Annotated in this window: 30 protein-coding genes; 11 read left to right on the top strand and 19 right to left on the bottom strand. The window is 66.1% G+C overall.

The features are described from left to right. The first annotated feature begins 120 nt into the window (after positions 1 to 120). The 4 genes from ABZW16_RS12160 (at position 121) to ABZW16_RS12145 (ending at position 3,919) form a co-directional block, all read left to right on the top strand. Positions 121 to 825: a flavodoxin family protein gene (locus ABZW16_RS12160; RefSeq protein ID WP_354955009.1), complete on the top strand. Its 705-nt coding sequence runs from the start codon at positions 121 to 123 to the stop codon at positions 823 to 825. 144 nt (positions 826 to 969) lie between these two features. Next, complete coding sequence (locus tag ABZW16_RS12155; protein WP_354955007.1) at positions 970 to 1,491, top strand: YdcF family protein; 522 nt, start codon at positions 970 to 972, stop codon at positions 1,489 to 1,491. A 105-nt stretch (positions 1,492 to 1,596) separates the two neighbouring features. Next, on the top strand, positions 1,597 to 3,189 hold the full coding sequence (locus ABZW16_RS12150) for a GMC family oxidoreductase (RefSeq protein WP_354955005.1): 1,593 nt from the start codon (positions 1,597 to 1,599) through the stop codon (positions 3,187 to 3,189). A 10-nt stretch (positions 3,190 to 3,199) separates the two neighbouring features. Then, on the top strand, positions 3,200 to 3,919 hold the full coding sequence (locus ABZW16_RS12145; RefSeq protein WP_354955003.1) for a VIT family protein: 720 nt from the start codon (positions 3,200 to 3,202) through the stop codon (positions 3,917 to 3,919). A 32-nt stretch (positions 3,920 to 3,951) separates the two neighbouring features. Here ABZW16_RS12145 and ABZW16_RS12140 read toward each other — a convergent pair whose 3' ends face one another. The 5 genes from ABZW16_RS12140 to ABZW16_RS12120 are packed head-to-tail and all read right to left on the bottom strand — an operon-like array spanning position 3,952 to position 6,178. After that, positions 3,952 to 4,110, bottom strand: coding sequence for a hypothetical protein (locus ABZW16_RS12140; protein ID WP_354955001.1), 159 nt, complete (start codon positions 4,108 to 4,110; stop codon positions 3,952 to 3,954). Between the two features lie 11 nt (positions 4,111 to 4,121). Continuing rightward, positions 4,122 to 4,583 (bottom strand): hypothetical protein, encoded by a 462-nt coding sequence (locus tag ABZW16_RS12135; RefSeq protein ID WP_354954999.1) that lies wholly within the window; start codon positions 4,581 to 4,583, stop codon positions 4,122 to 4,124. A 36-nt stretch (positions 4,584 to 4,619) separates the two neighbouring features. Further along, entirely contained in the window at positions 4,620 to 4,892 is a 273-nt protein-coding gene (locus ABZW16_RS12130) for a hypothetical protein (RefSeq protein ID WP_354954997.1), read from the bottom strand. After that, positions 4,889 to 5,104, bottom strand: a complete 216-nt coding sequence (locus ABZW16_RS12125; protein WP_354954995.1) for a hypothetical protein — start codon at positions 5,102 to 5,104, stop codon at positions 4,889 to 4,891. Before ABZW16_RS12125 ends, ABZW16_RS12130 begins: the two co-directional genes overlap by 4 nt. A 48-nt stretch (positions 5,105 to 5,152) precedes the next feature. Continuing rightward, positions 5,153 to 6,178, bottom strand: coding sequence for a DUF418 domain-containing protein (locus ABZW16_RS12120; RefSeq protein ID WP_354954993.1), 1,026 nt, complete (start codon positions 6,176 to 6,178; stop codon positions 5,153 to 5,155). A gap of 117 nt (positions 6,179 to 6,295) precedes the next feature. Between ABZW16_RS12120 and ABZW16_RS12115 the strand changes: the two genes are divergently transcribed. Both ABZW16_RS12115 and ABZW16_RS12110 read left to right on the top strand, forming a co-directional pair. Then, a complete protein-coding gene (locus ABZW16_RS12115) occupies positions 6,296 to 6,760 on the top strand; it encodes a MarR family transcriptional regulator (RefSeq protein WP_354954991.1) in 465 nt (154 codons plus the stop codon). Continuing rightward, positions 6,757 to 7,128, top strand: a complete 372-nt coding sequence (locus tag ABZW16_RS12110; RefSeq protein WP_354954989.1) for a DUF5313 family protein — start codon at positions 6,757 to 6,759, stop codon at positions 7,126 to 7,128. The genes ABZW16_RS12115 and ABZW16_RS12110 overlap by 4 nt, the downstream gene beginning before the upstream one ends. Before the next feature lie 4 nt (positions 7,129 to 7,132). Here the strand turns inward: ABZW16_RS12110 and ABZW16_RS12105 are convergent, their stop codons facing one another. The 3 genes from ABZW16_RS12105 to ABZW16_RS12095 all read right to left on the bottom strand — a co-directional run bounded on the left by ABZW16_RS12105 (position 7,133) and on the right by ABZW16_RS12095 (position 10,320). Continuing rightward, positions 7,133 to 7,789, bottom strand: coding sequence for a response regulator transcription factor (locus ABZW16_RS12105; protein WP_354954987.1), 657 nt, complete (start codon positions 7,787 to 7,789; stop codon positions 7,133 to 7,135). 22 nt (positions 7,790 to 7,811) lie between these two features. Further along, entirely contained in the window at positions 7,812 to 8,972 is a 1,161-nt protein-coding gene (locus ABZW16_RS12100; RefSeq protein ID WP_354954985.1) for a histidine kinase, read from the bottom strand. Between the two features lie 124 nt (positions 8,973 to 9,096). After that, entirely contained in the window at positions 9,097 to 10,320 is a 1,224-nt protein-coding gene (locus ABZW16_RS12095; RefSeq protein ID WP_354954983.1) for a cytochrome P450, read from the bottom strand. Positions 10,321 to 10,573: 253 nt separating this feature from the next. Here ABZW16_RS12095 and ABZW16_RS12090 point away from each other — a divergent pair, with 253 nt between their 5' ends. Further along, positions 10,574 to 11,125: a TetR/AcrR family transcriptional regulator gene (locus tag ABZW16_RS12090; RefSeq protein WP_354954981.1), complete on the top strand. Its 552-nt coding sequence runs from the start codon at positions 10,574 to 10,576 to the stop codon at positions 11,123 to 11,125. A gap of 251 nt (positions 11,126 to 11,376) precedes the next feature. On the opposite strand, the gene ABZW16_RS12085 is transcribed toward ABZW16_RS12090, so the two are convergent. The 5 genes from ABZW16_RS12085 to ABZW16_RS12065 form a co-directional block, all read right to left on the bottom strand. Then, positions 11,377 to 11,676: a hypothetical protein gene (locus ABZW16_RS12085; protein ID WP_354954979.1), complete on the bottom strand. Its 300-nt coding sequence runs from the start codon at positions 11,674 to 11,676 to the stop codon at positions 11,377 to 11,379. A gap of 48 nt (positions 11,677 to 11,724) precedes the next feature. Continuing rightward, positions 11,725 to 12,438, bottom strand: a complete 714-nt coding sequence (locus ABZW16_RS12080) for a hypothetical protein (RefSeq protein WP_354954977.1) — start codon at positions 12,436 to 12,438, stop codon at positions 11,725 to 11,727. Positions 12,439 to 12,553: 115 nt separating this feature from the next. Next, complete coding sequence (locus ABZW16_RS12075; RefSeq protein WP_354954975.1) at positions 12,554 to 12,952, bottom strand: hypothetical protein; 399 nt, start codon at positions 12,950 to 12,952, stop codon at positions 12,554 to 12,556. A gap of 184 nt (positions 12,953 to 13,136) precedes the next feature. Further along, positions 13,137 to 14,234 (bottom strand): ionic transporter y4hA, encoded by a 1,098-nt coding sequence (locus tag ABZW16_RS12070; protein WP_354954974.1) that lies wholly within the window; start codon positions 14,232 to 14,234, stop codon positions 13,137 to 13,139. A gap of 122 nt (positions 14,235 to 14,356) precedes the next feature. Then, positions 14,357 to 14,749, bottom strand: a complete 393-nt coding sequence (locus tag ABZW16_RS12065) for a nitroreductase/quinone reductase family protein (protein WP_354954972.1) — start codon at positions 14,747 to 14,749, stop codon at positions 14,357 to 14,359. Positions 14,750 to 15,381: 632 nt separating this feature from the next. On the opposite strand from ABZW16_RS12065, the gene ABZW16_RS12060 reads away from it, so the two are divergent. Beyond that, complete coding sequence (locus tag ABZW16_RS12060) at positions 15,382 to 16,050, top strand: PhoU domain-containing protein (RefSeq protein WP_354954970.1); 669 nt, start codon at positions 15,382 to 15,384, stop codon at positions 16,048 to 16,050. 25 nt (positions 16,051 to 16,075) lie between these two features. On the opposite strand, the gene ABZW16_RS12055 is transcribed toward ABZW16_RS12060, so the two are convergent. Beyond that, on the bottom strand, positions 16,076 to 17,032 hold the full coding sequence (locus ABZW16_RS12055; RefSeq protein WP_354954968.1) for a LysR family transcriptional regulator: 957 nt from the start codon (positions 17,030 to 17,032) through the stop codon (positions 16,076 to 16,078). Between the two features lie 70 nt (positions 17,033 to 17,102). Between ABZW16_RS12055 and ABZW16_RS12050 the strand changes: the two genes are divergently transcribed. After that, entirely contained in the window at positions 17,103 to 18,263 is a 1,161-nt protein-coding gene (locus ABZW16_RS12050) for a TDT family transporter (RefSeq protein ID WP_354954966.1), read from the top strand. 37 nt (positions 18,264 to 18,300) lie between these two features. Here ABZW16_RS12050 and ABZW16_RS12045 read toward each other — a convergent pair whose 3' ends face one another. Together ABZW16_RS12045 and ABZW16_RS12040 are read right to left on the bottom strand one after the other, a co-directional pair. Next, complete coding sequence (locus ABZW16_RS12045; RefSeq protein WP_354954964.1) at positions 18,301 to 19,230, bottom strand: RNA polymerase sigma factor; 930 nt, start codon at positions 19,228 to 19,230, stop codon at positions 18,301 to 18,303. Between the two features lie 84 nt (positions 19,231 to 19,314). Beyond that, positions 19,315 to 20,187, bottom strand: a complete 873-nt coding sequence (locus ABZW16_RS12040; protein ID WP_354954962.1) for a haloalkane dehalogenase — start codon at positions 20,185 to 20,187, stop codon at positions 19,315 to 19,317. A 644-nt stretch (positions 20,188 to 20,831) separates the two neighbouring features. Here ABZW16_RS12040 and ABZW16_RS12035 point away from each other — a divergent pair. Then, positions 20,832 to 21,614, top strand: a complete 783-nt coding sequence (locus ABZW16_RS12035) for an HNH endonuclease family protein (RefSeq protein WP_354954960.1) — start codon at positions 20,832 to 20,834, stop codon at positions 21,612 to 21,614. A 35-nt stretch (positions 21,615 to 21,649) separates the two neighbouring features. Continuing rightward, positions 21,650 to 21,874, top strand: a complete 225-nt coding sequence (locus tag ABZW16_RS12030; RefSeq protein ID WP_354954958.1) for a hypothetical protein — start codon at positions 21,650 to 21,652, stop codon at positions 21,872 to 21,874. 214 nt (positions 21,875 to 22,088) lie between these two features. Here ABZW16_RS12030 and ABZW16_RS12025 read toward each other — a convergent pair whose 3' ends face one another. Genes ABZW16_RS12025 through ABZW16_RS12015 form a run of 3 tightly spaced genes read right to left on the bottom strand, consistent with a single transcriptional unit; the run spans position 22,089 to position 23,982 of the window. Next, positions 22,089 to 23,108 carry an NAD(P)-dependent alcohol dehydrogenase gene (locus tag ABZW16_RS12025; RefSeq protein WP_354954956.1) on the bottom strand — a complete coding sequence of 340 codons (1,020 nt, stop codon included), beginning with the start codon at positions 23,106 to 23,108 and terminating at the stop codon, positions 22,089 to 22,091. Positions 23,109 to 23,119: 11 nt separating this feature from the next. Then, entirely contained in the window at positions 23,120 to 23,542 is a 423-nt protein-coding gene (locus tag ABZW16_RS12020) for a hypothetical protein (protein WP_354954954.1), read from the bottom strand. Continuing rightward, a complete protein-coding gene (locus ABZW16_RS12015; protein WP_354954952.1) occupies positions 23,539 to 23,982 on the bottom strand; it encodes a hypothetical protein in 444 nt (147 codons plus the stop codon). The genes ABZW16_RS12020 and ABZW16_RS12015 overlap by 4 nt, the downstream gene beginning before the upstream one ends. Positions 23,983 to 24,082 lie beyond the last annotated feature (100 nt).

Here is a 24,082-nt window from a genome sequence, read left to right as displayed (position 1 = left end):
TTCATCCGGCCCCACCCCGAATCTGAAGTAGCTACAAGTCGGTATGACCAGGTCTGACGAGTCCGTGACATGCCGGGCGAGCTCCTTGTCGCGGCATCGGGACCGGCCGACACTTCGGACATGACTACCTTCGACGACCTTCGGGCGCTGTTCATCAACTGCACGCTCAAGCGGTCCCCCGAGCCGAGCAATACGCAGGGTCTCATCGATGTCAGTGCCCGCATCATGGCGAAGAACGGGGTGCAGGTTTCGCATATCCGCGCCGTCGATCACGACATCGCGACCGGGGTCTGGCCCGATATGACCGAACACGGGTGGGCCACCGACGAATGGCCGGTGCTGCAGCGGCAGGTGATGGATGCCGACATTCTGGTGCTGGCCGGGCCGATCTGGCTCGGCGACAACAGTTCGGTCACCAAGCGCGTCATCGAACGGCTGTACGGCAATTCGTCGATCCTGAACGAGCGCGGCCAGTACGCCTACTACGGCCGGGTCGGCGGCTGTCTGATCACCGGCAATGAGGACGGCGTCAAACACTGCGCGATGAATATCCTCTACAGCCTCCAACATCTCGGCTACACGATTCCGCCCCAGGCCGACGCCGGGTGGATCGGCGAGGCCGGACCCGGCCCGTCATATCTGGATCCGGGTTCCGGTGGACCGGAGAACGACTTCACCAATCGCAATACCACCTTCATGACCTGGAATCTGCTGCATCTGGCCCGGATGCTGAAGGACAACCACGGCATTCCCGCACACGGCAATCAGCGCTCCGAATGGGACGCGGGCTGCCGGTTCGATTTCGAGAATCCCGACTACCGTTAGGGTCCAGCCTTGTGCGCAACCTGCGGCATCGGGGTCATCCTGTGCCGCACCGGGATTCGGTGAAACCGGCCCGTGCTGCGCCGACGTCGGCGCGGCGTGGATTTCGGTATCGTCGGATTCGTGCCCGGCCTACGACGAGCTGGTTTGCTTATCGGTGCCCTGCTCGCCCTGGTCGCCGTCCTCGGCGTGGCCGGTCTGCCGGTGTATGTCCATCCGCAGACCGATCCGCTGCGCCGGGCCGATGCGATCGTGGTGTTGGGTGGCACCGCCTATGAGCGTTTCGATGTGGGCCTCGATCTCGCCGAACGCGGATATGCGCCGCAGCTGCTGATTTCACGGTCCACCGGCGAAGACGATTCGGTGATGGACCGATACTGCGCGCCCCGCTTCGAATTCACCGTCAGCTGTTTCGTGCCGAATCCGTGGACCACCGATGGTGAGGCGCGCGAGATCGGGCGGCGGGCAAGGCTTTACGGCTGGCGCCACATCATTGTGGTGACCTATACCCCGCATGTGTCGCGGGCCAGGTACATCGTGAGCAAATGCTTCGACGGCGAATTGACCATGGTGGCCAGTCCCAGTGATAGCGGCGTGAAATTCTGGACCTGGATGTACATCCGCCAGTCAGCGGGCTATGTGCGCGCGTTCTTCAGCCGAGGTTGTTGATCCGGGAACGATCGGATGTCCGGTCTCCTACAGTGAACGAGACGCTCGCGCGGGGAGTAACGGGCGTGACGTCGGGGTGTATACGGTTGTGGGAGAGGACCGCCGTTGCGAATCGATGATCTGCGAGCGGTCGGCGATGACGCCCTCACCGCCGATATCTGTGTAATCGGATCCGGACCCGCCGGGCTGACCATTGCGGCCGAGCTGGCCGGATCAGCACTGCGCGTGCTGGTGTTGGAGAGCGGCGGCCTGACCGCGACCGAAGAGGTGGACGCGCTCGCCGATATCGAGAATGTGGGCGCGCGCCGGGCGCAATCGGATCGAGCAGCGGGCGACCGGATTCTCGGTGGCGCCTCCCACACCTGGAGCGGACGCTGCGGTCTGCTCGACGACCTCGATTTCAGCCGCCGCCCATGGGTTTCCGGATCCGGCTGGCCGATCGGCACGGCCGACCTCGAACCGTTTCTGACGCGGGCGGCCGAGCATATCGGGATCGGCTATGGCAGCGGTTTCACCGATGACGCATTCTGGGATCTGGCCGGTCGCACCCAACCCGAGCATCGCCTCGACCCGACCCGATTGCGCCCGTATTTCTGGCAGATCAGCCGGGATCCGGTGGATCCATTCGACTGCAAGCGCTTCGGCGCCCATGTGAAAGACCTTGTCGCACCGAATATCCAGGTGCTCATCAATGCCACCGTCACTCATATCGACACCGATCCCGAAGGCGCACGGGTGGTTTCGCTCGAGGTCGCCGGGGCCGAGCCCCAGCCGCGAACGGTGCACGCGCACACCTTCGTACTGGCCACCGGCGGAATCGGGAATCCGCGTCTGCTGCTGGCATCGCGACGGATCACGCCCGGGGGCATCGGCAACCGACACGACATGGTGGGGCGCTATCTGATGGATCACCGCTGCGGCGCGGTCGGCGTGCTGGATCCGGCGGTAGCGGACAGTGCACTGGAGCGCTTCGGCAAATACGTGGTCAAGACACCGCACGGCAGGCACACCTTCCTGCACGGCGTCGCATTGTCACCGAAGGTCCAGGAGGCCGAGGGGCTGCTCAATTGCGCGCTGTGGCTGCAGGAGGTTCCGGCCGAGGACGATCCGTGGGAGTCGGTCAAGCAATTGCTGCGCGGGCGCGGCGATCGGCATGACGCGCGGGTCGCGGTGAGTCACGCCGGATTGCTGCTGGCCGGCGCGCGACGCAGGCTGATCCGGCACACCGGACTGCCGCACAAACTCGATCGAATCGAATTGCGCTGCATGGTCGAACAGCTGCCCAACCCGGACAGCCGGATCACCCTGACCGATCGCACCGATCGTCTCGGTGTGCCGCTGCCGCGGGTGGACTGGCGGGTAAATCCGCAGGAAGACAGCACCGTGCGGCGGGCGGCGGAGCTGGCGGTCGAGGAGTTCACGCGGCTGGGTCTACCTACCCCGGCACTGTTCGACGGTGCGCGCGTGGACAGCACGCTGCCGCTGATGCTCACCGACTGGGCGCATCCGACCGGGACCACGCGGATGTCGGCGGATCCGCGCGCTGGCGTGGTCGACCCCGACTGCCGGGTGCACGGTGTGGCGAATTTGTTCGTCGCGGGCAGCTCGGTCTTCCCGACCACCGGCCATGCGAATCCGACGCTGACCATCGTGGCGCTGGCGGTCCGGCTAGCTGATGCTTTGCGGGCTTTGGCATAGTCTGCGGCGTATGGAGACCAGAGGTGCACCGCACCCGCACGAGCCGCATGGTGAGGGCTTTACGTCCCGGTTGAACTGGTTGCGCGCGGGCGTGCTCGGCGCGAACGACGGCATCGTATCGACCGCCGGTCTGGTTGTCGGTGTCGCCGCGGCGACGACGAGCAGCTCGGCCATCTTCACCGCGGGTATCGCCGGACTGACCGCTGGTGCGATCTCGATGGCCGTCGGCGAATATGTTTCGGTCAGCACCCAGCGCGATTCCGAGCGCGCGTTACTCGCCAAGGAACGCAAGGAACTCACCGACGAACCGGATTACGAATTGGCCGAACTGGCCGATATCTATCGGGCGAAGGGGTTGTCACCGGAGACGGCGCACAAGGTGGCCGAGGAATTGACCGCGCACGACGCATTCCGCGCCCACGCCGAGGCCGAACTCGGCCTGGATCCGCACGCGCTGACCAACCCGTGGCAGGCGGCCGGATCCTCGGCGATCGCATTCACCCTCGGTGCACTGCTGCCGCTGCTTGCGATCATTCTGCCGCCCACCACGGCGCGCATTCCGGTGACGTTCGCATCGGTGCTGGTCGCGCTGGCGATCACCGGGTCGGTCAGCGCCCGCCTCGGCGGCAGCAACCGCGCGCGGGCGGTGCTGCGGGTGGTGATCGGTGGTGCGCTGGCCATGGCGGTCACCTATGGCATCGGTCAATTGGCGGGCGTTGCCGGGGCATGAATTATGTACTCGCCCCGGCCCGTTCACCTCGGTCAGTAGTAGTGCTGCCGACCGCCGATCGGGCGGTGACCCACCGACCCGACGAGTGCGAGTACCGCGCCGACGAGCAGCAATATGATTCCGGCAGTGGTCAGCAGTGGAATGCTGAGCAGATATCCGACAATGAGGAGTATTAAGCCCAAGATAATCATGGCTTTTTCCTTTACTTGGTCGTTTTGACCGTTGTGCGGCCGGATGTTTCGACCGCGTCCGCGCGGCTGGGCTGGCGTATGAACCGATTCCAGCTCCAGACCGTCTTACCGCCCGGTGGCGGGGTGGGTTTGCGGGCAGGCGGCGGTGATCCGGCCGCTGGAGTTGCCGGACGCTGCGCCGCCTTTTCCTTGGCCGCCAGTTCCCTACGCGATTGTCGCAGGTCACGACGTACGGCACTGCTACGGCGGGAACTGCGCCAGACACCTGCGAGCAGCAGGCTCAGGCCGAGCATCCCGATCGCCCCGATCGCCATCCCGTAGAGGAACAGCGCCCCCGCCGAGGCGGTGAAGTGATAGTCGAATACCCCGAAATCGCTGGATGACGTACGAACTTCACCCGTATTGGCCGCCACTCCCGCAACGCCGATAACTACGGCGCCGATGAGAACGACGAGCCCGATGATAATGATCATGACAATCCCGCTGTACTGGTTGATGTTACTTTCTGGCTATGCCCGGTAATTCGAGAACCAAACACCGCACCCGGCGCGGCGTTTGAAACCGGCCGATCCGGCTATGCGCGAAACCGAAGGATTTGCGCTCCGATCCGCGGGTGTCGGCGCCAAGTAGACGTCTAACGCCCGCCCGAGGTCCAGGCGGCGGGTTACCCGGTCCACCAGGGCCTCGTCACGCCACAGCCACCGGCGCAGGGTGGTCAGCAGCCACACCAGCCGCAGCACGACCACCACGGCGACAACGACACTCGCGAACCCAGCAGTCACGGCCAGCCGTCGCCCGTATCATCCAGCACGACACCGAGTTCCAGGCCGATCAGCCCGAAAGCGAAACCGCTCGACAACATTTCGGTGATCTCCCAGAAGGCGTCACCGACCAGGCGGTAGTCGCGTTCGCCGAAATCGGTGCCCGCATCGGTCAGATACAGCGCGCACACCAGCACGGCCAGCACCCCCGACCTCGAAAACGCCTCGGCCACACCGTAGGCGGCGAATGGCAGCAGCCGAGCGTCACCACAGAGATTTCCCTAGCGACCGGGCCCGTATGCCACGGTGAGTTTCCGGCGTTCCTGACGGGTCAGGCGGTTGGGCACCAGCTGCCACCAGGTCACGCATCGCCACACCCATTCGAACGGGCCGTAGCGGAACCAGCGCAGCCAGTGGTAACTCCACAGCGCCTGCACCGCGATGATCGCGGCGGCCAGGCCGAGCAGTGTGTCGTAGCGGTCGGAGTCGGATAGGTGCAGCCACGGCTCGGCGGTCAGGATCAGGGGGGTTGCCGAGAGATAGTTGGTCAGCGCCATCCGGCCCATCGGCTCGAGCACCTCCGCGAACACCTCGCCGGTCTCGGTGCGCAGAAAGAGCAGGATGCCGGTGAGATATGCGAGTGCGCCGAGGAGTCCGGCCACCGGCGCCACACTGCCGGTCCACAGCTCGGCATACGGTATGCGGTACTCCCACATTCCCGCGGCCACCGCGGCCGGCGCGGCCAGCGCGAATACCACCACGACCTGCCAGCCGCGGTCGCACAGGTCATCCGCGAGACCGAAGCGCTCGGCGGCCGAGCCGAGCAGGAACAGGCCGGGTACCAGGCCGAGCCCACCGCCGAGCGCGACCGGCACCCCGATCGCACCGACCAGCCCGGCGAGCAGCAGCACCCAGCGCGGCAGGACCGCCGCAGGCAGCAGGATCACCAATCCGACGATCGCGTATGGCAGTAACGCCTCACCCGGCTGGAACACATGGTGGATCAGGCCGAGGACACCGAGAGCGATCAACCTGCGCGCCAGGACCAGTCGCGGGCGATCGGTGCACTGGGCGGCGCGGTCGAGGAACAGCGAAAAGCTCAGCCCGAACAGGAACGAGAAGATCGGAAAGAACCGTCCCTCGAACAGCACGCACAGCAGGTGCCGCATCGGATCGACGACTCCGGGCTCGACCGTGGCCCGCATATCGGTGAGCTGCCGGATATCGACGACCAGAATCCCGCACAGCGCGACGCCGCGCACGGCATCCAGCTCGTGAATGCGCGAATGCGCGCAGTCGGGATCCATATCCCCACGCTAACGATGCCCGCCCCGTGGATCCCGCACATCCGATGGGGTGTCGGCCACAATAGTTCATGCACTAACTATTCATGCGCTAAGGTAGATGGAGACCTAGGAGGAGCCATGGAGATGGATGATCCGCTGCAGCTGGATCGGCAAGTGTGCTTCGCACTGGCCGTCGCCAATCGGGCGGTACTCGGCGTGTATCGGCCGCTGCTGGAACCGCTCGGGCTCACCCATCCGCAGTATCTGGTGATGTTGGCGCTGTGGGGTGAGGCGCCGATGTCGGTGAAGGCGATCGCCGAGGCGATCCAGCTGGACTCGCCGACCCTGTCACCGCTGCTCAAGCGGTTGGAGTCGGCCGGATTGATCACCCGCGGCCGCGATAGCCGCGACGAGCGGAACCTCGTCGTCGATCTGACCCCCGCCGGAGTGGAGCTGCGCGAGCAGGCCCTGAAGATTCCACCCGCGGTGGTGGAGCGACTCGGGGTGACCTTGGCGGATCTGGAGGAACTGCACGAGGTATTGACGCGGGTCAATGCGGCCGCACGACGGTCGGTCGCGGCCGCGACAGGAGTACACGCATGAGCAATCGACCCAATCCCATCCAGTGGCTCGGCTACGCCTTCGGGCGGCGCCTGCCCGATTCGCTGCGCGAGTGGGTACGCAATGACCTCACCGGCCGATACGCGACCCCGCGCCATATCGTGCGCGGTTTGGTGCCGTTCACTCCGCTGTTCGCCGTATTCCTATTGTTTCCGGGCGAATTGTGGTTGCGCGGGTCGATGGTGCTGCTGGCATTGCTGCTCGCGCTGTTCTACACCGCGGCCTTCATGCCGATGAATCGGGCACACCGACTCGCCGAGCACGGGCTGCCAGCGGATCTGGAGAATCCGGAGCGGGCACGGCAGCGAGCGCTCGAACGAGCGAGATATGTGGCGCAGCATCCACATTGAGAACTCAGCGTCGACGCCCGTTCGTCGCGCCGAGCACGGCGAGCCGAACCCGGTTGGTGGCACCGGTTTTCGTCATCAGATTGCCGATATGCGTTTTGACCGTCGTGACGCCGAGATGTAGACGCTCGGCGATCTCGGCATTGGACAGACCCGTCGATACCAAGGCGAGCACCTCGGCTTCGCGTCGGGTAAGCCCCTGCGGCGCATCGGAATCATCGTTGGTCGTGGCGGCCTCCCGTGCGGACACCGCCGAATCCACCAGTCGCTGCAATACGGCCTGAGTGAAGGGCGATTCGCCCGCGGCGGCGCGGCGGATGCCATCGAGCAGATCGGTGGGCGAGGCATCCTTGACGAGGAATCCGCAGGCTCCCGCCGCGAGCGCGGGATACAGGTGGTCGTCATCGTCGAAGGTGGTCAGGACGACGATGCGGATCGATGGCCGCATTGCGAGAATCCGTTCGGTGGCGCGAATTCCGTCCATTCCCGGCATGCGCAGGTCCATCAGGATGACATCGGGCGTGGTCTGCTCGGCCAGCCGCACGGCCTCGCCCCCGCTGGCCGCCTGCCCGACGACCTCGAGTTCGGCATCGGTCTCGCAGAGCATGCGCAGCCCGGCCCGAACCAGTTGCTGGTCGTCGACGATCAATATTCGAATGGTCATGGCCGCTCGCTCTCCCGGACCGTCACGATGCCACCCGAATCGCGGGCGGCAGGGATGCGTCGAGTCGCCAACCGGAATCACCCGGCCCGGCGACGAACTCGCCACCCAGCAGCTCAACGCGTTCGCGCAATCCGACCAGTCCGAGGCCGTTCCCGGAGCCGTTCACTGTTCGAATCCCGTTGTCGCACAATACGAAATCGACCGCACCGTCGGTGCGTGCGGTGATGGTCAGCCGGGCCGTGACGCCCGAACCCGCGTGCTTGACCACATTCGCCACGCCCTCCTGTGCCAGGCGCAGCAAGGTCAACGCCCGTAGCGCGTCCACCTCCGTCACGGCAGCGTCGACCTGCACCGCCACCATGGTGCCCAGCTGTTCGGCCCGCTCCGCGACGGCGGCGATCGCTTCCGGCAGATCCGCTGGCGCGATGAAGGATTCGCCCGCCATTGCCGGATCGCGCAGCACGGAGACGAGCAGCCGCAGATCGGCGAGGGTTTCGGTACCGCTGGCGTGAATATCGTCGAGCACCTCACGTACCGCGGGCGGCGCGTCCGGTACCGCATGCCGGGCCACACCCACCCGCAGCACGGTGGACGAGACGTGATGGGCGATCAGATCGTGCAATTCCCTGGCGATGGCGGTCCGCTCCATGGCCCGCGCGGCCGCGATATCGGCCTCCCGACGCTGCGCGATCTCCCCCGCGGCCCGGCGGGCCCGATCCGCACCCTCGCGCGCGGCACGCAGCAGATGTCCGATCAGCAGCGGCGCACCCGCCATCACCAATGCCCGGTAGCCGGTCGCGGCGACCGCCCCGGCCGGATGCAGCAGATACGCCCCGCCCAACGCTCCCGCCGCCACCCACGGCTGCCACCCGCCGCGGCGTGCGGCGAGTTCGATGAGCGCGATGGCGGCCCCCACTTTCGGCACCAACGGACCCGTACCGCCGATCTCGAAGCCGAGCACCAATAGCCCGGTCACCAGCAGTGATGTGGTGAACGGCCATCGAATACCGCCCGCCGTCGCGCACACCGCGAGCAGGCCGATGATCCAGTCCACCGGACCCGGCGCATCCGAAAGCAGCAGCAGACAGCCCATCGCCGAGGTCAGCAGCACCCCCAGCCGAACCGGTAGGGCACGCGCGTCGAGCAGCCAGTCCGCGCCCCTGGTCACACCCGAATCCACCACGCAGACCATGATGCCCGGCTGGTGCGGACTGCAACTCCTGCCGTCGGAGGAGGTCGGTCCTCCCGAAGGCCGTATCCCAGGTCAACTGGTAATCGCTCAGCCCACGCCCGGCGGGCCGCTGGAGCTACTCGGCGACAAGGGCGAGGCGGTGGTGGCGGCGCACGAAGATGCTGGGAACCCATTGGGCCGCAGCGGGATCGGGTGCGAGCCGAAATGCGGCCGTCCGAGTCAGCAGGGTTTGCAGGGCCACGCGGGCCTCCAGCCGGGCCAGGGCCGCGCCGACGCAGAAGTGGATGCCCTTACCGAAGGCCAGGTGATTGCGCTGGGCCGGGCGGTCCAGGTGCAGTTCGTCGGGGGCGGCGAAGACGGCGGGGTCACGGTTGGCGGCGGCCCAGAGTAGGAGCAGGTGACTGCCCGCGGGGAGATCGGTGCCGCCGAGCGTGGTGTCGCGGACGACGTGGCGGTGGTGGGCGCGGAAGGGGGATTCCAGGCGCAGAACCTCCTCGAGGAACGGGGTGAGCAGGTCCGGATCCGTGCGCAGACGGGTCTGGAGGGTGGGGTCGGCCGCGAGGATACGGGTCGCGTTGCCGATGAGTCCCGCGGTGGACTCACCGCCCGCGCCGACGAGTTGGACGAGCATCAGGACGGCGACATCGCGAGCGAGTTCGCCTGCGGCACAGGCTTTTGCGAGATCGCCGAGGAGGTTGTCGTCGGGGTGGTCGCTGGCTCGGACGAGCTGTCGGCGCAGATAGCCCGCGAGTTCGGTGGCGGCGGTGACGACAGCGACCAGACGGTCGGTGGTGACCACGCCGTCGAGCAGTTCATTACTGGTGTAGCCCCAGGTGAGCAATTGGGGAATGTCGTCGTCGGGCAGGCCGATCAGGTTGGCCACCAAGGTCATCGGCAGTCGGTCGCCCATGGCAGACATCCATTCGATGCGTCCGGCGCCGAAACCCGCCGTCCACAGGCGATCCGCGGTGGCGACGATGGTGGGTTCCAGTGCGCGAATGCGTTTGGCGACAAGGGCGGGCAGCACCAGTTTGCGGTGCGCCTGATGGGTCGGGTCGTCGCCGGTGGCCAGGACGTGGATCGCCTGTCCTCCGCCGTCCAAATCGAAAACCCCGGCTGAACCGTCGGGTTGTCGGACCAGCGCCGCAGTGAGGTTCGAGGAGAAGTCGGCGGGGCGCGAAGTCGCCTCCATGACCAGATCCCAGCGGCTGACCAGGTAGAAACCGGTGTCCGCGATGCGGTGCACCGGCGAGTCGGTGCGCAGTCGGTCATAGAGCGGGTAGGGATCGTCGAGCAGCCCGGGGTCGAACAGGTCGATGTCATTCAATGCGCGGGTCATTCGCTCCGCCTTTCCAACGCACGATTTCTACTTCCGCACACCAGATTTCGCGGCCTCGACCACCCGCGTCAATAGCCTCGAAAAACTGCGAATCCGGCACCGAATCCACAGGTCGCACGCTGTCTCGAGGCCCGCCGCCCACCTGCCGCTCCGCTGGCCGATCTCGCCTAGAATGTCTCACTCTGAGACAAAATTCTTCAACCGTATCTGACCGAAAATCCCGAGTTCTTCGTCAGCGAATCAGGAGGTCGCGATGACCGGTCTGCCCGATTGGCTCGCTGGCGGCCACCGCCGTGACCTCGCGATCGAGCGCATCCACGCCGCCGCGGCCGACCTCATCGCACGCAAGGGCATGGCCGGACTGAATATCGATCACGTCGCCGCCGCGGCTGGGTGCTCCCGCGCCACCGTCTACCGCTACGTCGGCGGCAAGTCGGCACTGCGCGATGCCGTCCTGGTCGGGGCCACCGCCCGCATCGCCGAAACCATCCGGCACTCCGCCGCGGCCCACACCGGCCCGGACCGCATCACCCACGCGATTCTCGCGGCCTTGACCGCCGTCCGCGCCGACCCGGTAGCCACCGCCTTCCTGACGGCAACCACCCCGGCAGAGGTCGACGAATACCTCGCGAACAATCCCCGATTGGCCGACGCTGCAACACAATTGACCGGAACCGGCGACGATCCGATTGCCGGACAATGGATAGTCCGTGTAGTGCTCTCGCTATTGTTCTGGCCCGCGACCGATCCCGCCGCGGAGCGAACGCTCGTCGAGCGCTACGTGCTGCCCGCCTTCGGTGCGTAACCAGTTTTCCGAGGCGGGCCACCGGATTCCGGCCTTCGGTCGAGGCAATATCGCCTACCTCTCGCCCAGCGCAATTCCCGCGGCATCGGCATCACCCGGCGACGATTCTTCACCAGTAGCGACGGCGTGCGGTGCGGCGGGCGGAAAAGTTGGGCGGCCTGGTCTCTGTTGGCTTGGAACGCAGGCGGTTTCGCCAGGGAGCATCGGCCGGGCGGGTGGCGTGGAGTCGTTTTCTGCGCATCGCCGATAGGTCAGTGCATGGCCCATGGGGCGATGACTTGGACGGCGGGCCAGCCGAAGTCCTCGGTGTCCTCGCCGTCGACGAACCAGAGCCAGTTCTGCACGGCGCGCACCAGGGTCCAGGCGCGGGCGCGGTCCGGATCGAGTCCCGCGATATCGACGACGGTGGCGAAGCGGTCATCGAGGCCGGATTCGGTTCGGCGGTGCTCGGCGTAGCGGGCCGCGAGCTCGGGCAGACCGGCCACCCACGCCCGCGCCGCGGGCTCCAACCTGACGAGACGATCGGCGAAGAATTCGGGGACAACGATCACCAATCGAGCATCTCAGCCCTGTCGAACGATTTTCCCAGCAGTCGGTGGCTACGGCAGACCTGGAATCACGGGCAGCGGCGGTAGACCCGGGAACGGATTGTCCGGCATCGGTACAGGTGCCGGTGCGGGTGCGGGTGCCGGATTCTCTGGCACCGGCGCTGGATTCGGGACCGGATTCTGTGGCACCGGTGCCGGATTCGGGACCGGATTCTCCGGCACCGGCGCTGGAATCGGTGCCGGATTCGGGACCGGGTTCGGCTGCGTCTGAACCGGCGCGGGGATCGGGGTCTCGGCCGCCGGTGGGACCTCTTGAAGGGCCGGGCTCTGCGGGATACAGGTCCAGTGGCCCTCCGGCGACCGGCCCCATTGCGCCACAATGCCGTCATGGGAGCAGTCGTCGCCGACCTGGTGCACCTCGGGGCCCTGCAGCAGGGGCGTGCAGACCCATAGTCCGTTGCGCAGGTCCCATTGGGCGATGACGTTTTCGTGGGAGCAATCGTCACCGCGCTTGCGCGCTTGCACGGATTTCGATGGCGGCGAGATCGGGGGTGCGGGGGCCGGGCGGGCGGTGGTCGGTACCGTCGCGGAGGTGGACTTCGCGGTCGAGGACGGCACGTCGCTGTCCGAATCCTGATTCGATCGCAGCAGCGCGATCGCGACCACCAGCGCAAGTGCGGCGGCGAGGACGGCCGCGACGGTTAGGACGCGCGTGTTATCGGTTCCGCGATTGCCGCCGGGTGCCGCACCACCGAATTGCACCATCGCACCGCCTTCGTGCCGAGTAGGGACTACCTTCACGAAAACTCTGCTGGCAGGCTACCGAAGTCCCGGCAGGAAAGATCAGGTTTCTCGGCGCGTGTTCCGTTCGGCCAACGCCTTATTTGACGCCGACGCGCACCTTGACGGCGTCATCGCCGGTTTCGTGCAGCGCCTGGCCGATCAGGCTGCTGAGGTCGATACGCGGTGCGCTGGCGGTGACCGCGTCGGTCAGTGGCCGCAATCCGGCGATCAGCGATTTCAGCTCCGGCCCGACCTTGTCCATCCACTCGGTCACCCGTTGCAGAAACGGCACAAGGCCATTGCCCTCCAGGTACATCTGCGGACTGTTCCCGGCCGTGACCAGCCGACCGACCGCCTCGACGAGATCGTCGAGCGCCTGACCGAACCGCACCAGATCAGGCGCACCGACCGTGGTGGCCGGTCCGGCCCAGGCGATATCGCCAGCGGCGAGCTGAAAGCTATTGAGCAATTCGGCGATCTTCGGGGCCCTGGTCATGATGGTGGCGGGGTGCGGGATGTGTCGAAGTTCATGCCGCACTCTCCGGATCCGGCGTCGATGCCAACATCCAGCAAGCTAATCGTTACGCTGGGTTACAACAAAATCGGCAAGCTGTGACGCTCGCCACTTACCTGCCGTTCGCCCCGCTCAGCGCAGTTATTCGTGGTTCCGGTCACGCCAACTAGGGGCTAGCGGCGAGGAAGACAAATGCGGAGAACAGGCCCATATGGACGCCGCCCTGGAGCAGGGTCGCCCGGCCCGGCACCACCGTCAGCACGCCGACAACAACCGTCAATGCGAGCAGTACCATCTGGGTCGCACCGAGGCCGAGCACCAGCGGACCGTCTAGCCAGATGGTTGCTACGGCGATTGCCGGAATGGTCAGACCGATGCTCGCCATCGCGGACCCGAGCGCGAGATTGAGGCTGATCTGGACCTGATCGCGACGCGCCGCACGCACCGCGGCCAGGGTTTCCGGCAGCAGCACGAGCAGCGCGATGACCACACCGACCGCGGACTGCGGCAGACCCGCCGAGGCGACCGCCGATTCGATCGATGGCGACACCACCTTGGCCAGACCGACGACCGTGACCAGCGCGACCACCATCATGGCGAAGCTGAGCAGGCTCGCGCGCACCGTGGGCCGCTCGCCGTGCTCGGCCAGCGCACCGTCGGCGGACTCCTCGACGGGCAGGAAATCGTCCGGGTGCCGCACCGTCTGCACCATGACGAACAGGGCATATAACGACAGCGAGGCCACCGCGGCGAAGACCAATTGCGCGGCGGAGAATTCCGGCCCCGGCTTGCTGGTGGTGAAGGTCGGCAGGACCAGACTGAGTGTGGACAGGGTCGCCACCGTGCCGAGTGCCGCGCCGGTGCCCTCGGCATTGAAAACCGCCACCCGTCTGCGGACCGCACCGACCAGCAGGGCGAGCCCGAAGATGCCGTTGCAGGTGATCATGACCGCGGCGAAGACGGTATCGCGGGCCAGCGCCGCCGACTTCTCCCCGCTGGAGACCATGATCGTGACGATCAGTCCCACCTCGATCACCGTCACCGCGATCGCGAGCACCAGTGATCCGAGCGGCTGCCCCACCCGATGCGCGACGATCTCGGCGTGGTGTACCGCCGCGAGCACCGCACCGACCAGGGCCACGCCCACCACGACCACACCGATACCCGGCAGCGATCGCCCCCAGGTGGCGGCCAGGGCGATCGCGGCTAGCAGTGGGATGAATACGGTCCAGCGGGAAGTCGACGCACGGATCATGACTTCCATCGTGTCAGCAAATTGTCCGCAGCCGAGCGCGTGTGAGCAGGGGTATGCGGGTTTGCGCACGTCCGGGAGTTATCGCCGGATACTGCGAGGGCCGACGACGACGAGCTGTGGCAGCGGTCCGGTCAGTCGAGATCGATCCGGACGGTCAGCAAATCGGTGCCGACCAGCCGAACGGCCGTGCTATTGGCCTTGGGCAAGGCCCGCAGCCGAGCGCGCGGATCATCGTCGGGCAGCAGATGCGCGGTACCGGTATGCCAACGCCCGTGCAGCCGCACTCGAACCCTATTGTCGGCCTTGATATTCCGGATGTACTGCGAGCGCTCACCGAATTCGGAGACGAGCCAGAACGCATTACCGACCCGGCGACCACCGATCGGCGTAACCCGCGGCTGCCCACTCACCCGCCCCACGGTCTCCAGCAGCTGCTGCGTCGGCAACCTCCGCAGCATCGGATTCCCGACCCGCCGCTGCAGAGTCGTCACGACCCGATGCTGCACATCCCGCAGATTCGCCATACCGCGACGCTACTCCGGAGAGATCAAAACCAGTCGGACCTGTCGGCGAACCCCCGCGCGTCCCCTCGCTGCCACATCGGTGGCGCTCTGTCTGCTCACCGCTGGCACTGTCCATGCGATACCCCTAAGTTTCGCCCCGCAACATATCCACCGCTCCGTCGATGGGATCGCTGGCGCCCCGCCCAGCCAGATTGCTGCCCCACCCCTCCGACTGCGCGCCGAGCGCAGTCATGTGGCGCCGAATATGGCGCCGTATCGACCGCCATTCGACTACGTTCGACAACCCGGCCTCAGGGCTGGATACGGCAGGAGCTAGCTGGATGCGGCACTGGCGAAGGTGGCTACGGATCGAGCGGGCACGGCCGCGTCGAGTTCGACGGCTGCTGCGTTGCCGTCGAATTCGAGTGCGGCGGAACCGAACTGCTTGTCGCACTCGGCGAATCGGCTCGGGCGCAGGTAGACCGCGATGTCGTAGTCGCAGGCCGGTTCCGGGTTCGCGGCGCCGAATACCGCTGCGCGGAAAACCGCCCGCAGATTGCCGGTGCCAGCCCGAGCGTTATGGCCTGTCCATTCCTGCCAACGTTGCGATGGAGTCGAGATTCAGGTACGCGATGGCGCGGCGATGCGCGACAATGTGCCAAGTGCGGACCCAGTTCACTCGCGAGCTCCTCGCGTTGACCAATGATTTGACGCTCATGTGTCGGCTCGCCCACGATGCCGCCGAGCGCGTCACCGCTGCGCTCGGCGACGCCGATCTCGCCGCCGCCTACGAGGCCTTCGCGCACGACGAACAGCTACAGAAGATGTACTCGGCATGCGAGGCCAGGACCGTGGTGCTGCTCGCGCTGCAGGCGCCGGTCGCGCGTGATCTACGCCACGTCGTGACCGCGATCCAGATCGCCGGTGAACTGTCCCGGATCGGCTTGCTGATCAGCCGCGTCGCCGATCAGGTCTACAAATATCATCCGGAACCCGTTGCACCCCAACATCTTATGGATATCCTCACCGCGATGGGCCGGCTGGCCGCCCACTACACCGCCCTCGCGGGCCAAACGGTCGCCACCGGGCGTGAGTCAGCCACCCCCGAATCCGGTTCCCTCGCAATGGATCAGCTGCATCGGCAACTCCATATCGCCCTCGCCGACCCGACCCACACCCACCCCACCGAGGCCGCCATCGATATCGCCATGGTCGGTAACAAACTGGAGCGCTGCATCGACCACACCAACCGCATCGATCGCCTGATCCGCTTTCTGGACACCGGAATTCCCCCGGCCGCACAGCCTCCCGACGCCGAATAGCAGGTCCACCGCACCGAATCCGACGCTAGGCGGGTGCGGACCCCGCCTGCGTGGGGTCGGAACTCGGTCCGGATCCAGTCGTGCGGCCGGCAATGGCGTAGAGGGCGCGGGCCGGACCGGTGAGGCGCTGGCCGGAGGGCCAGACCGCACGGAGGGTTCGGGTCAGGTCCAGGCCGGTAATGGCCGGGGACACCAAGGTGCCCGCGGCAATTTCGGCGGCTACGGCCAGCGAGCTGAGCACCGCAGGACCGACACCGGAGGCGACCGCGGTCTTGATCGCGGTGGTTGAGGAGAGTTCGAGCGCGACAGTGGGTTTCCACCCTGGAATGGCCTGCGCGACAGCATTTTCGAACCAAGTGCGGGTGCCCGAACCGGTCTCGCGCTGGATCAGCGGGGTCGCGGCGAGGTCGGCGAGTTCGACCGAACCGCGCCGCGCCCACCGATGCTGCGGGGCGACCACGACAACAAGCCGGTCGCGGGCCACGATATGACTCTCGAGGCCGCGGAAATTCCCCGGGCTCTCGACGAAGCCGATGACATCCTTGCCATCGAGCACCGCCTGGGCCACCTCGACGGAATTGCCGGACTCCAACGCGATGGTGGTATCGGGTGCGGCGCCGCGCAAGGTCATGAGCCAGCCGGGGAACAGGTACTCGGCGATGGTTTGGCTGGCCGCCACGCGCAGGTGGGAATCGCGTTGGGCGCGCAATGTGTCGATGCCCGCGTCCAGTTGCCCGGCCGCGTCGATCACCCCGCGCGCCCATTCGGCGATCAATACCCCCGCCGGAGTCGGCCGCGAACCGAGGGTGCTGCGCTCCAGCACCGGCAGGCCGACCAGCTTCTCCAGATAGTGGATGCGCGACGACGCCGACGGCTGGCTGATCCCATGTGCCTGCGCCGCACGCCCGAGGCTGCCCAGTTCGATGACCGAAAGCAGCAGGTCGAGGGCGGCCAGATCCGGAACACGCGGAGACAGCGGCATAGAACGAGTCTATGCACCCATAGAAACGCCGTGGCTACTCGGCGCCACTCGAGCCGACGAATCTGGATCTATGGCCGCCACAGTGACCTTCCGCCCCGCACGCTCGCGGCGCCTCCTGGGCGAACTCGAACGCGACACGACCCGCCGCCCCGTCGAGCCCCGATCGCTGCGACACCTCGGCCCCAACTGGTTCGCCGCCGTCATGGGCACCGGCATCGTCGCGAATGCCGCCGCCACCCTGCCCCTGCAGTTTCCAGGGCTGCGCGGCGCGGCGACCGCTGTCTGGGCGTCGGCCGCACTGCTGCTGGTGGTACTGACCATCGCCTTCGCCATGCACCGGATGCGCTACCCCGAGCTCGCCCGGAGCCACCGCGACCACCCCGTCATGGCGCACTTCTACGGCGCCCCACCCATGGCACTGCTGACCATCGGAGGGGGCACCCTGCTACTCGGCCGCGATGTGATCGGCCTCGGCGCCGCACTCACCGTCGACTGGGTGCTCTGGTCGGTCGGCACCGTACTCGGCCTGATGACCGCCGTTGCCATCCCCTACCGAATGTTCACCCACCACCGCATCGAACCCGATGCCGCCTTCGGTGGCTGGCTGATGCCCGTGGTGCCCCCGATGGTGTCCGCGGCCATGGGCGCGCTGCTGGTTCCCTATGCCCCCGAGGGACAGCTGCGACTGACCATGATCCTGGTCTGCCTGGCCATGTTCGGTCTGAGCCTGATCGCCTCCATTGTCACCATCACCATGATCTGGTCCCGCCTGGTGCACCATGACCTCCCACCCGCGAACATGATTCCCACGCTCTGTATCGTGCTCGGCCCGCTCGGCCAATCCGTCACCGCCGCAGGACTTCTCGCCAATGCCGGACCATCCGTGCTGCCCGAGCTCTACACCAAGGGCCTGACCGTCTTCTCGGTCATCTTCGGCGTCGCCACTTGGGGTTTCGCAATGCTGTGGCTGGCATTGGCGGCCACGGTCATCGTAAAGACCGCCCGCGCAGGCGAATTGAAGTTCAACATGACCTGGTGGGGCTTCACCTTCCCCCTCGGCACCTGCATTACCGGCAGCACCGTGCTCTACGGCCACACCGGCGCCGACCTCTTCGCCGTCACCGCGGTCGTCCTCTACATCGGACTGGTCGCCGCCTGGGCGGTCGTCGCGGCACACACCATCCGTGGTGTCCACACCGGTCCGCTCCTACGACCGACGCCCGCCGCCTGATCACGAACAACTGCCGAGGCCCCCGTCCGTGAGCCGCTCAGTCAAGTAGGGGGAAGCGCCCCGAGTGCAGCAGTCCGGCAATCGCGTCCATCTTCGCCTGCGGTGCCGCGTAATCGGGGTGGACCCGGATCACTGCCGCGGCATCGTGCAGTCGGATCATCTGCTCCTCGGCCGCGTTGACATTGCGCCCGCCCGCACTGACCGCATGGCGGGCGAAGACGGGCCGCTTCGGATCGACGCGCCCGAGTGCCAGCGCCTTGTCCACCCGCCGCGAACAGCGGCAGAACGCCTCCGGATTCGCCACCCCGCAGGTCGAATTCAAGAACGTCGCGATGCGTTTCTTGGCCCGCTCCAACCGCTTCCGATACGCGGATGCGGAGATACCCAGAATCCAGGCCGCATCGGTGGAGCTGAGCTCGAAGACCTCACCGAGCACGAATGCGACCCGTTCGTCGCGGGCCAGACACTGCAGCATGGCCTGACTGCAATTGAGCCGCACCTCGTGCGCGAGCACCTCGGCCTCGGGCCCGCGGTAGTCCTCGGCCGCCAGCCCGTCCGCCAAACCCTCCCGATATGTGTCGAGACTGACCTGCGCGGCCTCCTGCGGGGTCTGCCGCTTCAGATTCAGCAGATAGTTGACCCCGATCCGGTAGGCCCAGGTCAGTAGCTTGGCCTCACCCCGCCAGGTCGCGAGATTCCCGACCACCCGCAAGAGGATCTCCTGCGTCGCATCCTCGGCCTCCGCGGGCCGCCACACCATCCGCAGCGCCAGCCGATACAGCGGATCCTGCAGGTGCCGCACCACATCCGAGATGGCGGCCCCGTCACCGGCAATGGCCCGATCGACGAGTTCCCGCTCCTGTGCCCGCGCCTCGGCCGGCACCGCGCCCTCGACGTCACCGCCGAGTCCGATCCTGGTCACATCGGCGGCGGGGTCTTGTTCGGACTGCGATAGCTCGGGTTCCACCGCACAATCCTTCGGCGGTATCCGGCCGGGCGCAAGTCCCCCCGCGCGGAGCCAGTCGATCAGTGCTCCGCGCGGCGCACCCCCTTACGCACTCGTAGTCGCCGTCGTCAGCGAGTGGGCACGCAACCAGTTCGCGACCGCCGTGCCGATCGCATCTGGCTGATCCTCGGGCGCGTGGTGACCGGCCTCACCGACCGAGACGACCTCGGCACTGGCGAAAGTCTCGCCAGCCCAGGCGATCACCTCCGGCGAACCGAGCCCGACCCCGTTGTCCAGCCCCATGAGCAGCTTCGGCACCTCGGGACTCCGGGCTGCCCACTGGTCGTAGTTCTGCACCAGCGCAACCACATCGGCGGGCGAGTCGTCCACCGGGAACTCGCGCGTCCAGGCCAGTATCGGCTTGCGCGATTCCGGCGTCGGGAAGGGCGCGCGGTACACATCGTGATCTTCTTGCGACAGGTTGACAATGCCCCTCGGCAGGTTGAACTCGATGAACATATTCTCCTCGAGCACCATTCGCTCGCCCTCGGCCGTGCGGAATTTGCGGAACAGTTCGGCGCCGAGCGGCGGGAGATCGTCCCAGCTCATCGGCCGCAGGAACGTCTCGATCAGTGCGATGCCGCGAATGCGGTCGGGATGCCGTGCGGCCCAGTGCATGCCGAGCGCGCCACCCCAGTCGTGGCCCACGATGACGACCTGATCGAGGCCGAGTGCATCGAACCAGGCGTCCAGGTAGCGGGCGTGATCCTCGAGCCGGTAGGCGCTGTCCGGCTTCCCGGACGCGCCCATGCCGATCAGATCCGGCGCGAGCACCCGGGTTTGCCCGGCGACATGCGGGAGCACATTGCGCCACAGGTGCGATGAGGTGGGGTTGCCGTGTAGGAACACCACCGGTACCGAACCGGCACCGGTATCGGTGTAGTTGATGAACGAGTCGAGAACGTCGACGGTAGCCATGATGCGGGTCCTTCCTTGATCCTGCTCTGTGCCTGCACCCGGTTTCGACACACACTCCGCGCCCGTTGTGACAGCCGCGCGATGTGACGCTCGTCACCCACCGGACTCCACCTGTCGCCGCCCACCCGGAACGGATCTCAACACAACCGCAGGTAAACCTAATTCCGTATGTGAGTAGTACATACTTCAAATACTCATCGCAGCATTCAGGAGATTCTCAGAATTAGGTAAAGGGTTTACAAAGAATTTCGGATTGATCTACTGTCTATCTACGTAAGAACAATGAAGTTCGCACACAGACCGTCACAAGGAGTCACCCGCGGTACGACGACTCGACGAGACTTCCCTCATCAGCCTCGTGGAGTCGCCCGAACGGATCATCTGGACTGGACACCCGGCCCGTTCACTCGCCAGCGGGACCAACTCCTTCGTGACACGACCACCCCTGAGTCGGCGCCGGCACGGCGACTCAGGGGTGGTTTTGGATGTGCCGGACACAAACCGCTCAGTCGCATTGCCGCACAGAACGTTCTCCCACTGGATGTGCCGAACGTCATACGTGACAATCACATACGGGACGGGCGGCCGACGGTAGCTTGACGCCCGACAAATTCATCGGTGCGAGGCTAGGAAGTTCGATCGTTGTGAAGTGGTTGTCGTCCAGCCCCGTGCGTCGCGCACTCGCCGTTTGCGCACCCGTCGTCTTGGCCATTGTGGTCGCCGTCGCCTATTCGTTCTTCGACGACTGGACCGGTAAGAGCGGCGGCAAAGCGCCTGGTGCCGCAAGCGCCGCAACGATTTCCGGTAAGGACATCACCGCATTGCTCGGGCAGCTGGTCGACGCGCCGGAGGCAGCGATGGACGGCTACAGCCGCGAGAAGTTCCCACACTGGGATACGAATAAGGCCGAGCACGGATTCGGCACCGAATTCGAGCAGTACAGCAAGTGCACCACCCGAGATGTGATGATGCTGCGCGACGCCACCGGCTCGGTCGAACTCGACCCGAAGACCTGCCAACTCACCGTCGGCAAGGACGGCGGCTGGCGCGACCAGTACGGATTTCTCGACTCGAAGACCGGAAAACTCAAGCCCTACAAGTGGATGACCGATCCGGCGACCGTCGATGCCGAGCACATCGTGCCCCTGGCCGAGGCCTGGCGCTCGGGTGCGGACAAGCGCGATGAAGATACCCGCCGCCGCATTGCCAATGACGCCATCAATCTCATCGCCTCCGATCCGTCGGCCAATCGTTCCAAGGGCGATCAGGACGCCACGAACTATCTGCCGCCGGGAAACTTCCGGTGTGGCTATATCGAGCACTATGTCAAGATCAAAGTAAAATACGCGCTGACCGTTGATCCCGCCGAACACACCGCACTGCGCAACGCAGTCGATGACTGCGTCCGTCGAGGAGAGTTCAAATAAGCGACATCATCGAGATTTCCGTCAAGGCAGCCGTCATGACCGAGGAGGAAGGGACGGTTTCCGGCGAGCTCGATGTCGCCCTCGACGACACAGGTAAGGGTCTGGTCCGCTATCGCGGCAACGAGACCTGGTACACCATCGGCAATATCGAAGCCGGACCACCGCGCACCTGGACCACCGCTGCCGAACTCGCGGCCGCTATCGAAGCCACCGCAGGAACTCGTGACGTGGCGGGCAATATAGTGCCATTCGAGGCCTGACCGCCGAGTCACATTGCCGCCGGACGATTCCGGATCGGCTGGGCCGAACCTACACCGACAAGTGTGATCCATTGCCGCGAGCTGGCCGCCGCCGCGCGGGCAATACCGCTGCACCTATGTGACCAGGCGGATTCAGGTCAAGGCGGCCTATCGGCGCTGGATCACCCAGGCCGAAACGGACGCCATGACACGCGAACTCAACGGCTGCCCTGACTCAGGGCATGGTGATGACGACCTTGCCGAACGGATTGTCGTCGCGGAAGTACCGGTACGCCTCCACTGCCTGATCGAGTGGAAATGTCCGATCAATGACCGGGCGCATGCGGTGTTCGGTGATGGTCCGGTTCATCGCCTCGAAATCGTCGCGGCTGCCGACCGCGATCCGGCGGATCGCGAGATACGGTCCGACGAACGGATTCTCGAGTGGCTGTCCCTTCGGCAGCTGCGATGCGCCGATCATGGTGATCATTGCGTTGTATCCGGCCGAGCGCACCGATTTCGACAGGGTGGGCAGCCCGACGGCCTCCACCACATGTTCGACACCGTGTCCGTCGGTGAGTTCTAGTACCTTCTCGTCCCAGTCGGGTGTCTCGCTCCGGTCGACGGTCTCATCCGCGCCGAGCTTGTGCAACCGCTCGGCCTTATCCCGGCCCGAGGTGATCGAAATGACCCGGGCACCCAGTATTTTCGCGTACTGCACGGCGAACAGCGCAACGGTGCCACTGCCCACGGTCAGCACCGTCTCACCCGGTCCGACCGGCGCGGGTTTCGTCAGCGCCGCCCAGGCGACGACTCCCGCGCAGGTCAGCGTGGCCGCCTCGATATCGGTGAGATGGTCGGGCACATGCACCACCGAATCCTCTTCGAGCACGGCGTAAGTGGCGAGCATGCCGTTGTAGTTGGCGCCGTACTGCTCGGCGACCAGGGCCAGCCGCTGCGGCCCGCTGACGAAGCGCACGAAGTACGTCGCGGTGACCCGGTCGCCGAGCGCGGCGCGAGTCACATTGTCGCCCACGGCGATGACCTCTCCCACACCATCGGAGAGCGGAACGATATCCGGGGTCGCAGGCAGCGGATAGATGCCGTCCATCAGCATCAGATCCCGCCTGTTCACCGAGGCCGCCCGCACCTTGATGACCACCTGATTCGGCCCCGGCACCGGCACCTCCTGCTCCCGAACGGTCAGCCCGGCCAGGCCGTGCAGTGGATCGAGGTGGTAAGCAATGGCATTCATGATCTGCTCTCTCAGTTCTCGGTAGCAATCGAAAAATCAGTGGTCGGCACGAACAGCGCCTCGAAGGGGGCGTCACCGACACCGACGGTGACGTGCCCCTGCCCGTCGGTGTCCTCGACATGGACGAGATCGCCGGGACCGAAGCGCCGCCTGCGACCGTCACTCGTCGTCACCTCGATCAGGCCGCGCAGCATAACGACCCACTGTTCGGCCGGAGCCGGATGCGGGTCGCTATCGAATTGCGCACTGCGCAAATACGTCACGGTCGCCGCTGACGACAATCCGGCAACGGCCATCGCGGGGACGCCCGTGGCCAGAGTGCGATCGGCCAAATCCAGTTCGGCGTCGACGAATCGCGAGCCGCCGTCCGCGGTGCGCACGATCCGGCTGTACCGCAACGTCTTCGCCAGCCCGGCAGCACGCACCGCACTCATCGCACGCCCTCGATGAACTGGTGGTCGGAGGTGATGCGGCCGTCGGCGTCGAGGCCGATGACCTCGTAGCCGCCGCCCGCGATCGAGCCGTCGGCGCGTGCGACCATCGACCACGGCAGGCCGATCAGACCGGCGGGCAGTTCGGTGGGCTCGCCCACCTCGAAGAGGTATTCGCCGGAGGCGACGAACATCTCGTAGGCGCGGGTCACCCGTGCCTGCATCGCGTCGTGGCCGCGCACTTCCAGTGCGGGTACCGCGAAGTTCAGTTGGGCGGCCGCCTGCCGAATCTCCAGCGGCGGATCGACCAGGGTCTGCGCACCGGACGGGGCCCAGATCTCGTGGATCAGCTTGCGGCGCAGTTCCGGGTCGGACTCGTTCCACTGGGCCATGTAGCGCTCGGCGAAGGCGGTCAGGTCGTTGTCATCGAATCGCTTGCTCATGGCTCAGAGTTTTACGAGCACAACGCCGCCGCGCGATTCCCTCCAGGGAATGACACCGATGAAGCGCGCGGGTGGCCCGTTGATTCCCTGTCGGGAATGG

The sequence above is a fragment of the Nocardia sp. NPDC004604 genome, assembly GCF_040609795.1.
GTDB lineage: Bacteria > Actinomycetota > Actinomycetes > Mycobacteriales > Mycobacteriaceae > Nocardia.
Note: the sequence above shows the minus strand (reverse complement) of the source record. Positions and strands in the feature narration are given on the sequence as shown.

Bases quoted from the DNA above. Each gene is read 5' to 3' on its own strand.
- ABZW16_RS12160 (WP_354955009.1), top strand. From the start codon at position 121: ATGACTACCTTCGACGACCTTCGGGCGCTGTTCATCAACTGCACGCTC.
- ABZW16_RS12145 (WP_354955003.1), top strand. From the start codon at position 3,200: ATGGAGACCAGAGGTGCACCGCACCCGCACGAGCCGCATGGTGAGGGC.
- ABZW16_RS12140 (WP_354955001.1), bottom strand. From the start codon at position 4,110: ATGATTATCTTGGGCTTAATACTCCTCATTGTCGGATATCTGCTCAGC.
- ABZW16_RS12135 (WP_354954999.1), bottom strand. From the start codon at position 4,583: ATGATCATTATCATCGGGCTCGTCGTTCTCATCGGCGCCGTAGTTATC.
- ABZW16_RS12120 (WP_354954993.1), bottom strand. From the start codon at position 6,178: ATGGATCCCGACTGCGCGCATTCGCGCATTCACGAGCTGGATGCCGTG.
- ABZW16_RS12115 (WP_354954991.1), top strand. From the start codon at position 6,296: ATGGAGATGGATGATCCGCTGCAGCTGGATCGGCAAGTGTGCTTCGCA.
- ABZW16_RS12110 (WP_354954989.1), top strand. From the start codon at position 6,757: ATGAGCAATCGACCCAATCCCATCCAGTGGCTCGGCTACGCCTTCGGG.
- ABZW16_RS12105 (WP_354954987.1), bottom strand. From the start codon at position 7,789: ATGACCATTCGAATATTGATCGTCGACGACCAGCAACTGGTTCGGGCC.
- ABZW16_RS12095 (WP_354954983.1), bottom strand. From the start codon at position 10,320: ATGACCCGCGCATTGAATGACATCGACCTGTTCGACCCCGGGCTGCTC.
- ABZW16_RS12090 (WP_354954981.1), top strand. From the start codon at position 10,574: ATGACCGGTCTGCCCGATTGGCTCGCTGGCGGCCACCGCCGTGACCTC.
- ABZW16_RS12080 (WP_354954977.1), bottom strand. From the start codon at position 12,438: ATGGTGCAATTCGGTGGTGCGGCACCCGGCGGCAATCGCGGAACCGAT.
- ABZW16_RS12075 (WP_354954975.1), bottom strand. From the start codon at position 12,952: ATGACCAGGGCCCCGAAGATCGCCGAATTGCTCAATAGCTTTCAGCTC.
- ABZW16_RS12070 (WP_354954974.1), bottom strand. From the start codon at position 14,234: ATGGAAGTCATGATCCGTGCGTCGACTTCCCGCTGGACCGTATTCATC.
- ABZW16_RS12065 (WP_354954972.1), bottom strand. From the start codon at position 14,749: ATGGCGAATCTGCGGGATGTGCAGCATCGGGTCGTGACGACTCTGCAG.
- ABZW16_RS12060 (WP_354954970.1), top strand. From the start codon at position 15,382: ATGTGCCAAGTGCGGACCCAGTTCACTCGCGAGCTCCTCGCGTTGACC.
- ABZW16_RS12055 (WP_354954968.1), bottom strand. From the start codon at position 17,032: ATGCCGCTGTCTCCGCGTGTTCCGGATCTGGCCGCCCTCGACCTGCTG.
- ABZW16_RS12050 (WP_354954966.1), top strand. From the start codon at position 17,103: ATGGCCGCCACAGTGACCTTCCGCCCCGCACGCTCGCGGCGCCTCCTG.
- ABZW16_RS12040 (WP_354954962.1), bottom strand. From the start codon at position 20,187: ATGGCTACCGTCGACGTTCTCGACTCGTTCATCAACTACACCGATACC.
- ABZW16_RS12030 (WP_354954958.1), top strand. From the start codon at position 21,650: ATGACCGAGGAGGAAGGGACGGTTTCCGGCGAGCTCGATGTCGCCCTC.
- ABZW16_RS12025 (WP_354954956.1), bottom strand. From the start codon at position 23,108: ATGAATGCCATTGCTTACCACCTCGATCCACTGCACGGCCTGGCCGGG.
- ABZW16_RS12020 (WP_354954954.1), bottom strand. From the start codon at position 23,542: ATGAGTGCGGTGCGTGCTGCCGGGCTGGCGAAGACGTTGCGGTACAGC.
- ABZW16_RS12015 (WP_354954952.1), bottom strand. From the start codon at position 23,982: ATGAGCAAGCGATTCGATGACAACGACCTGACCGCCTTCGCCGAGCGC.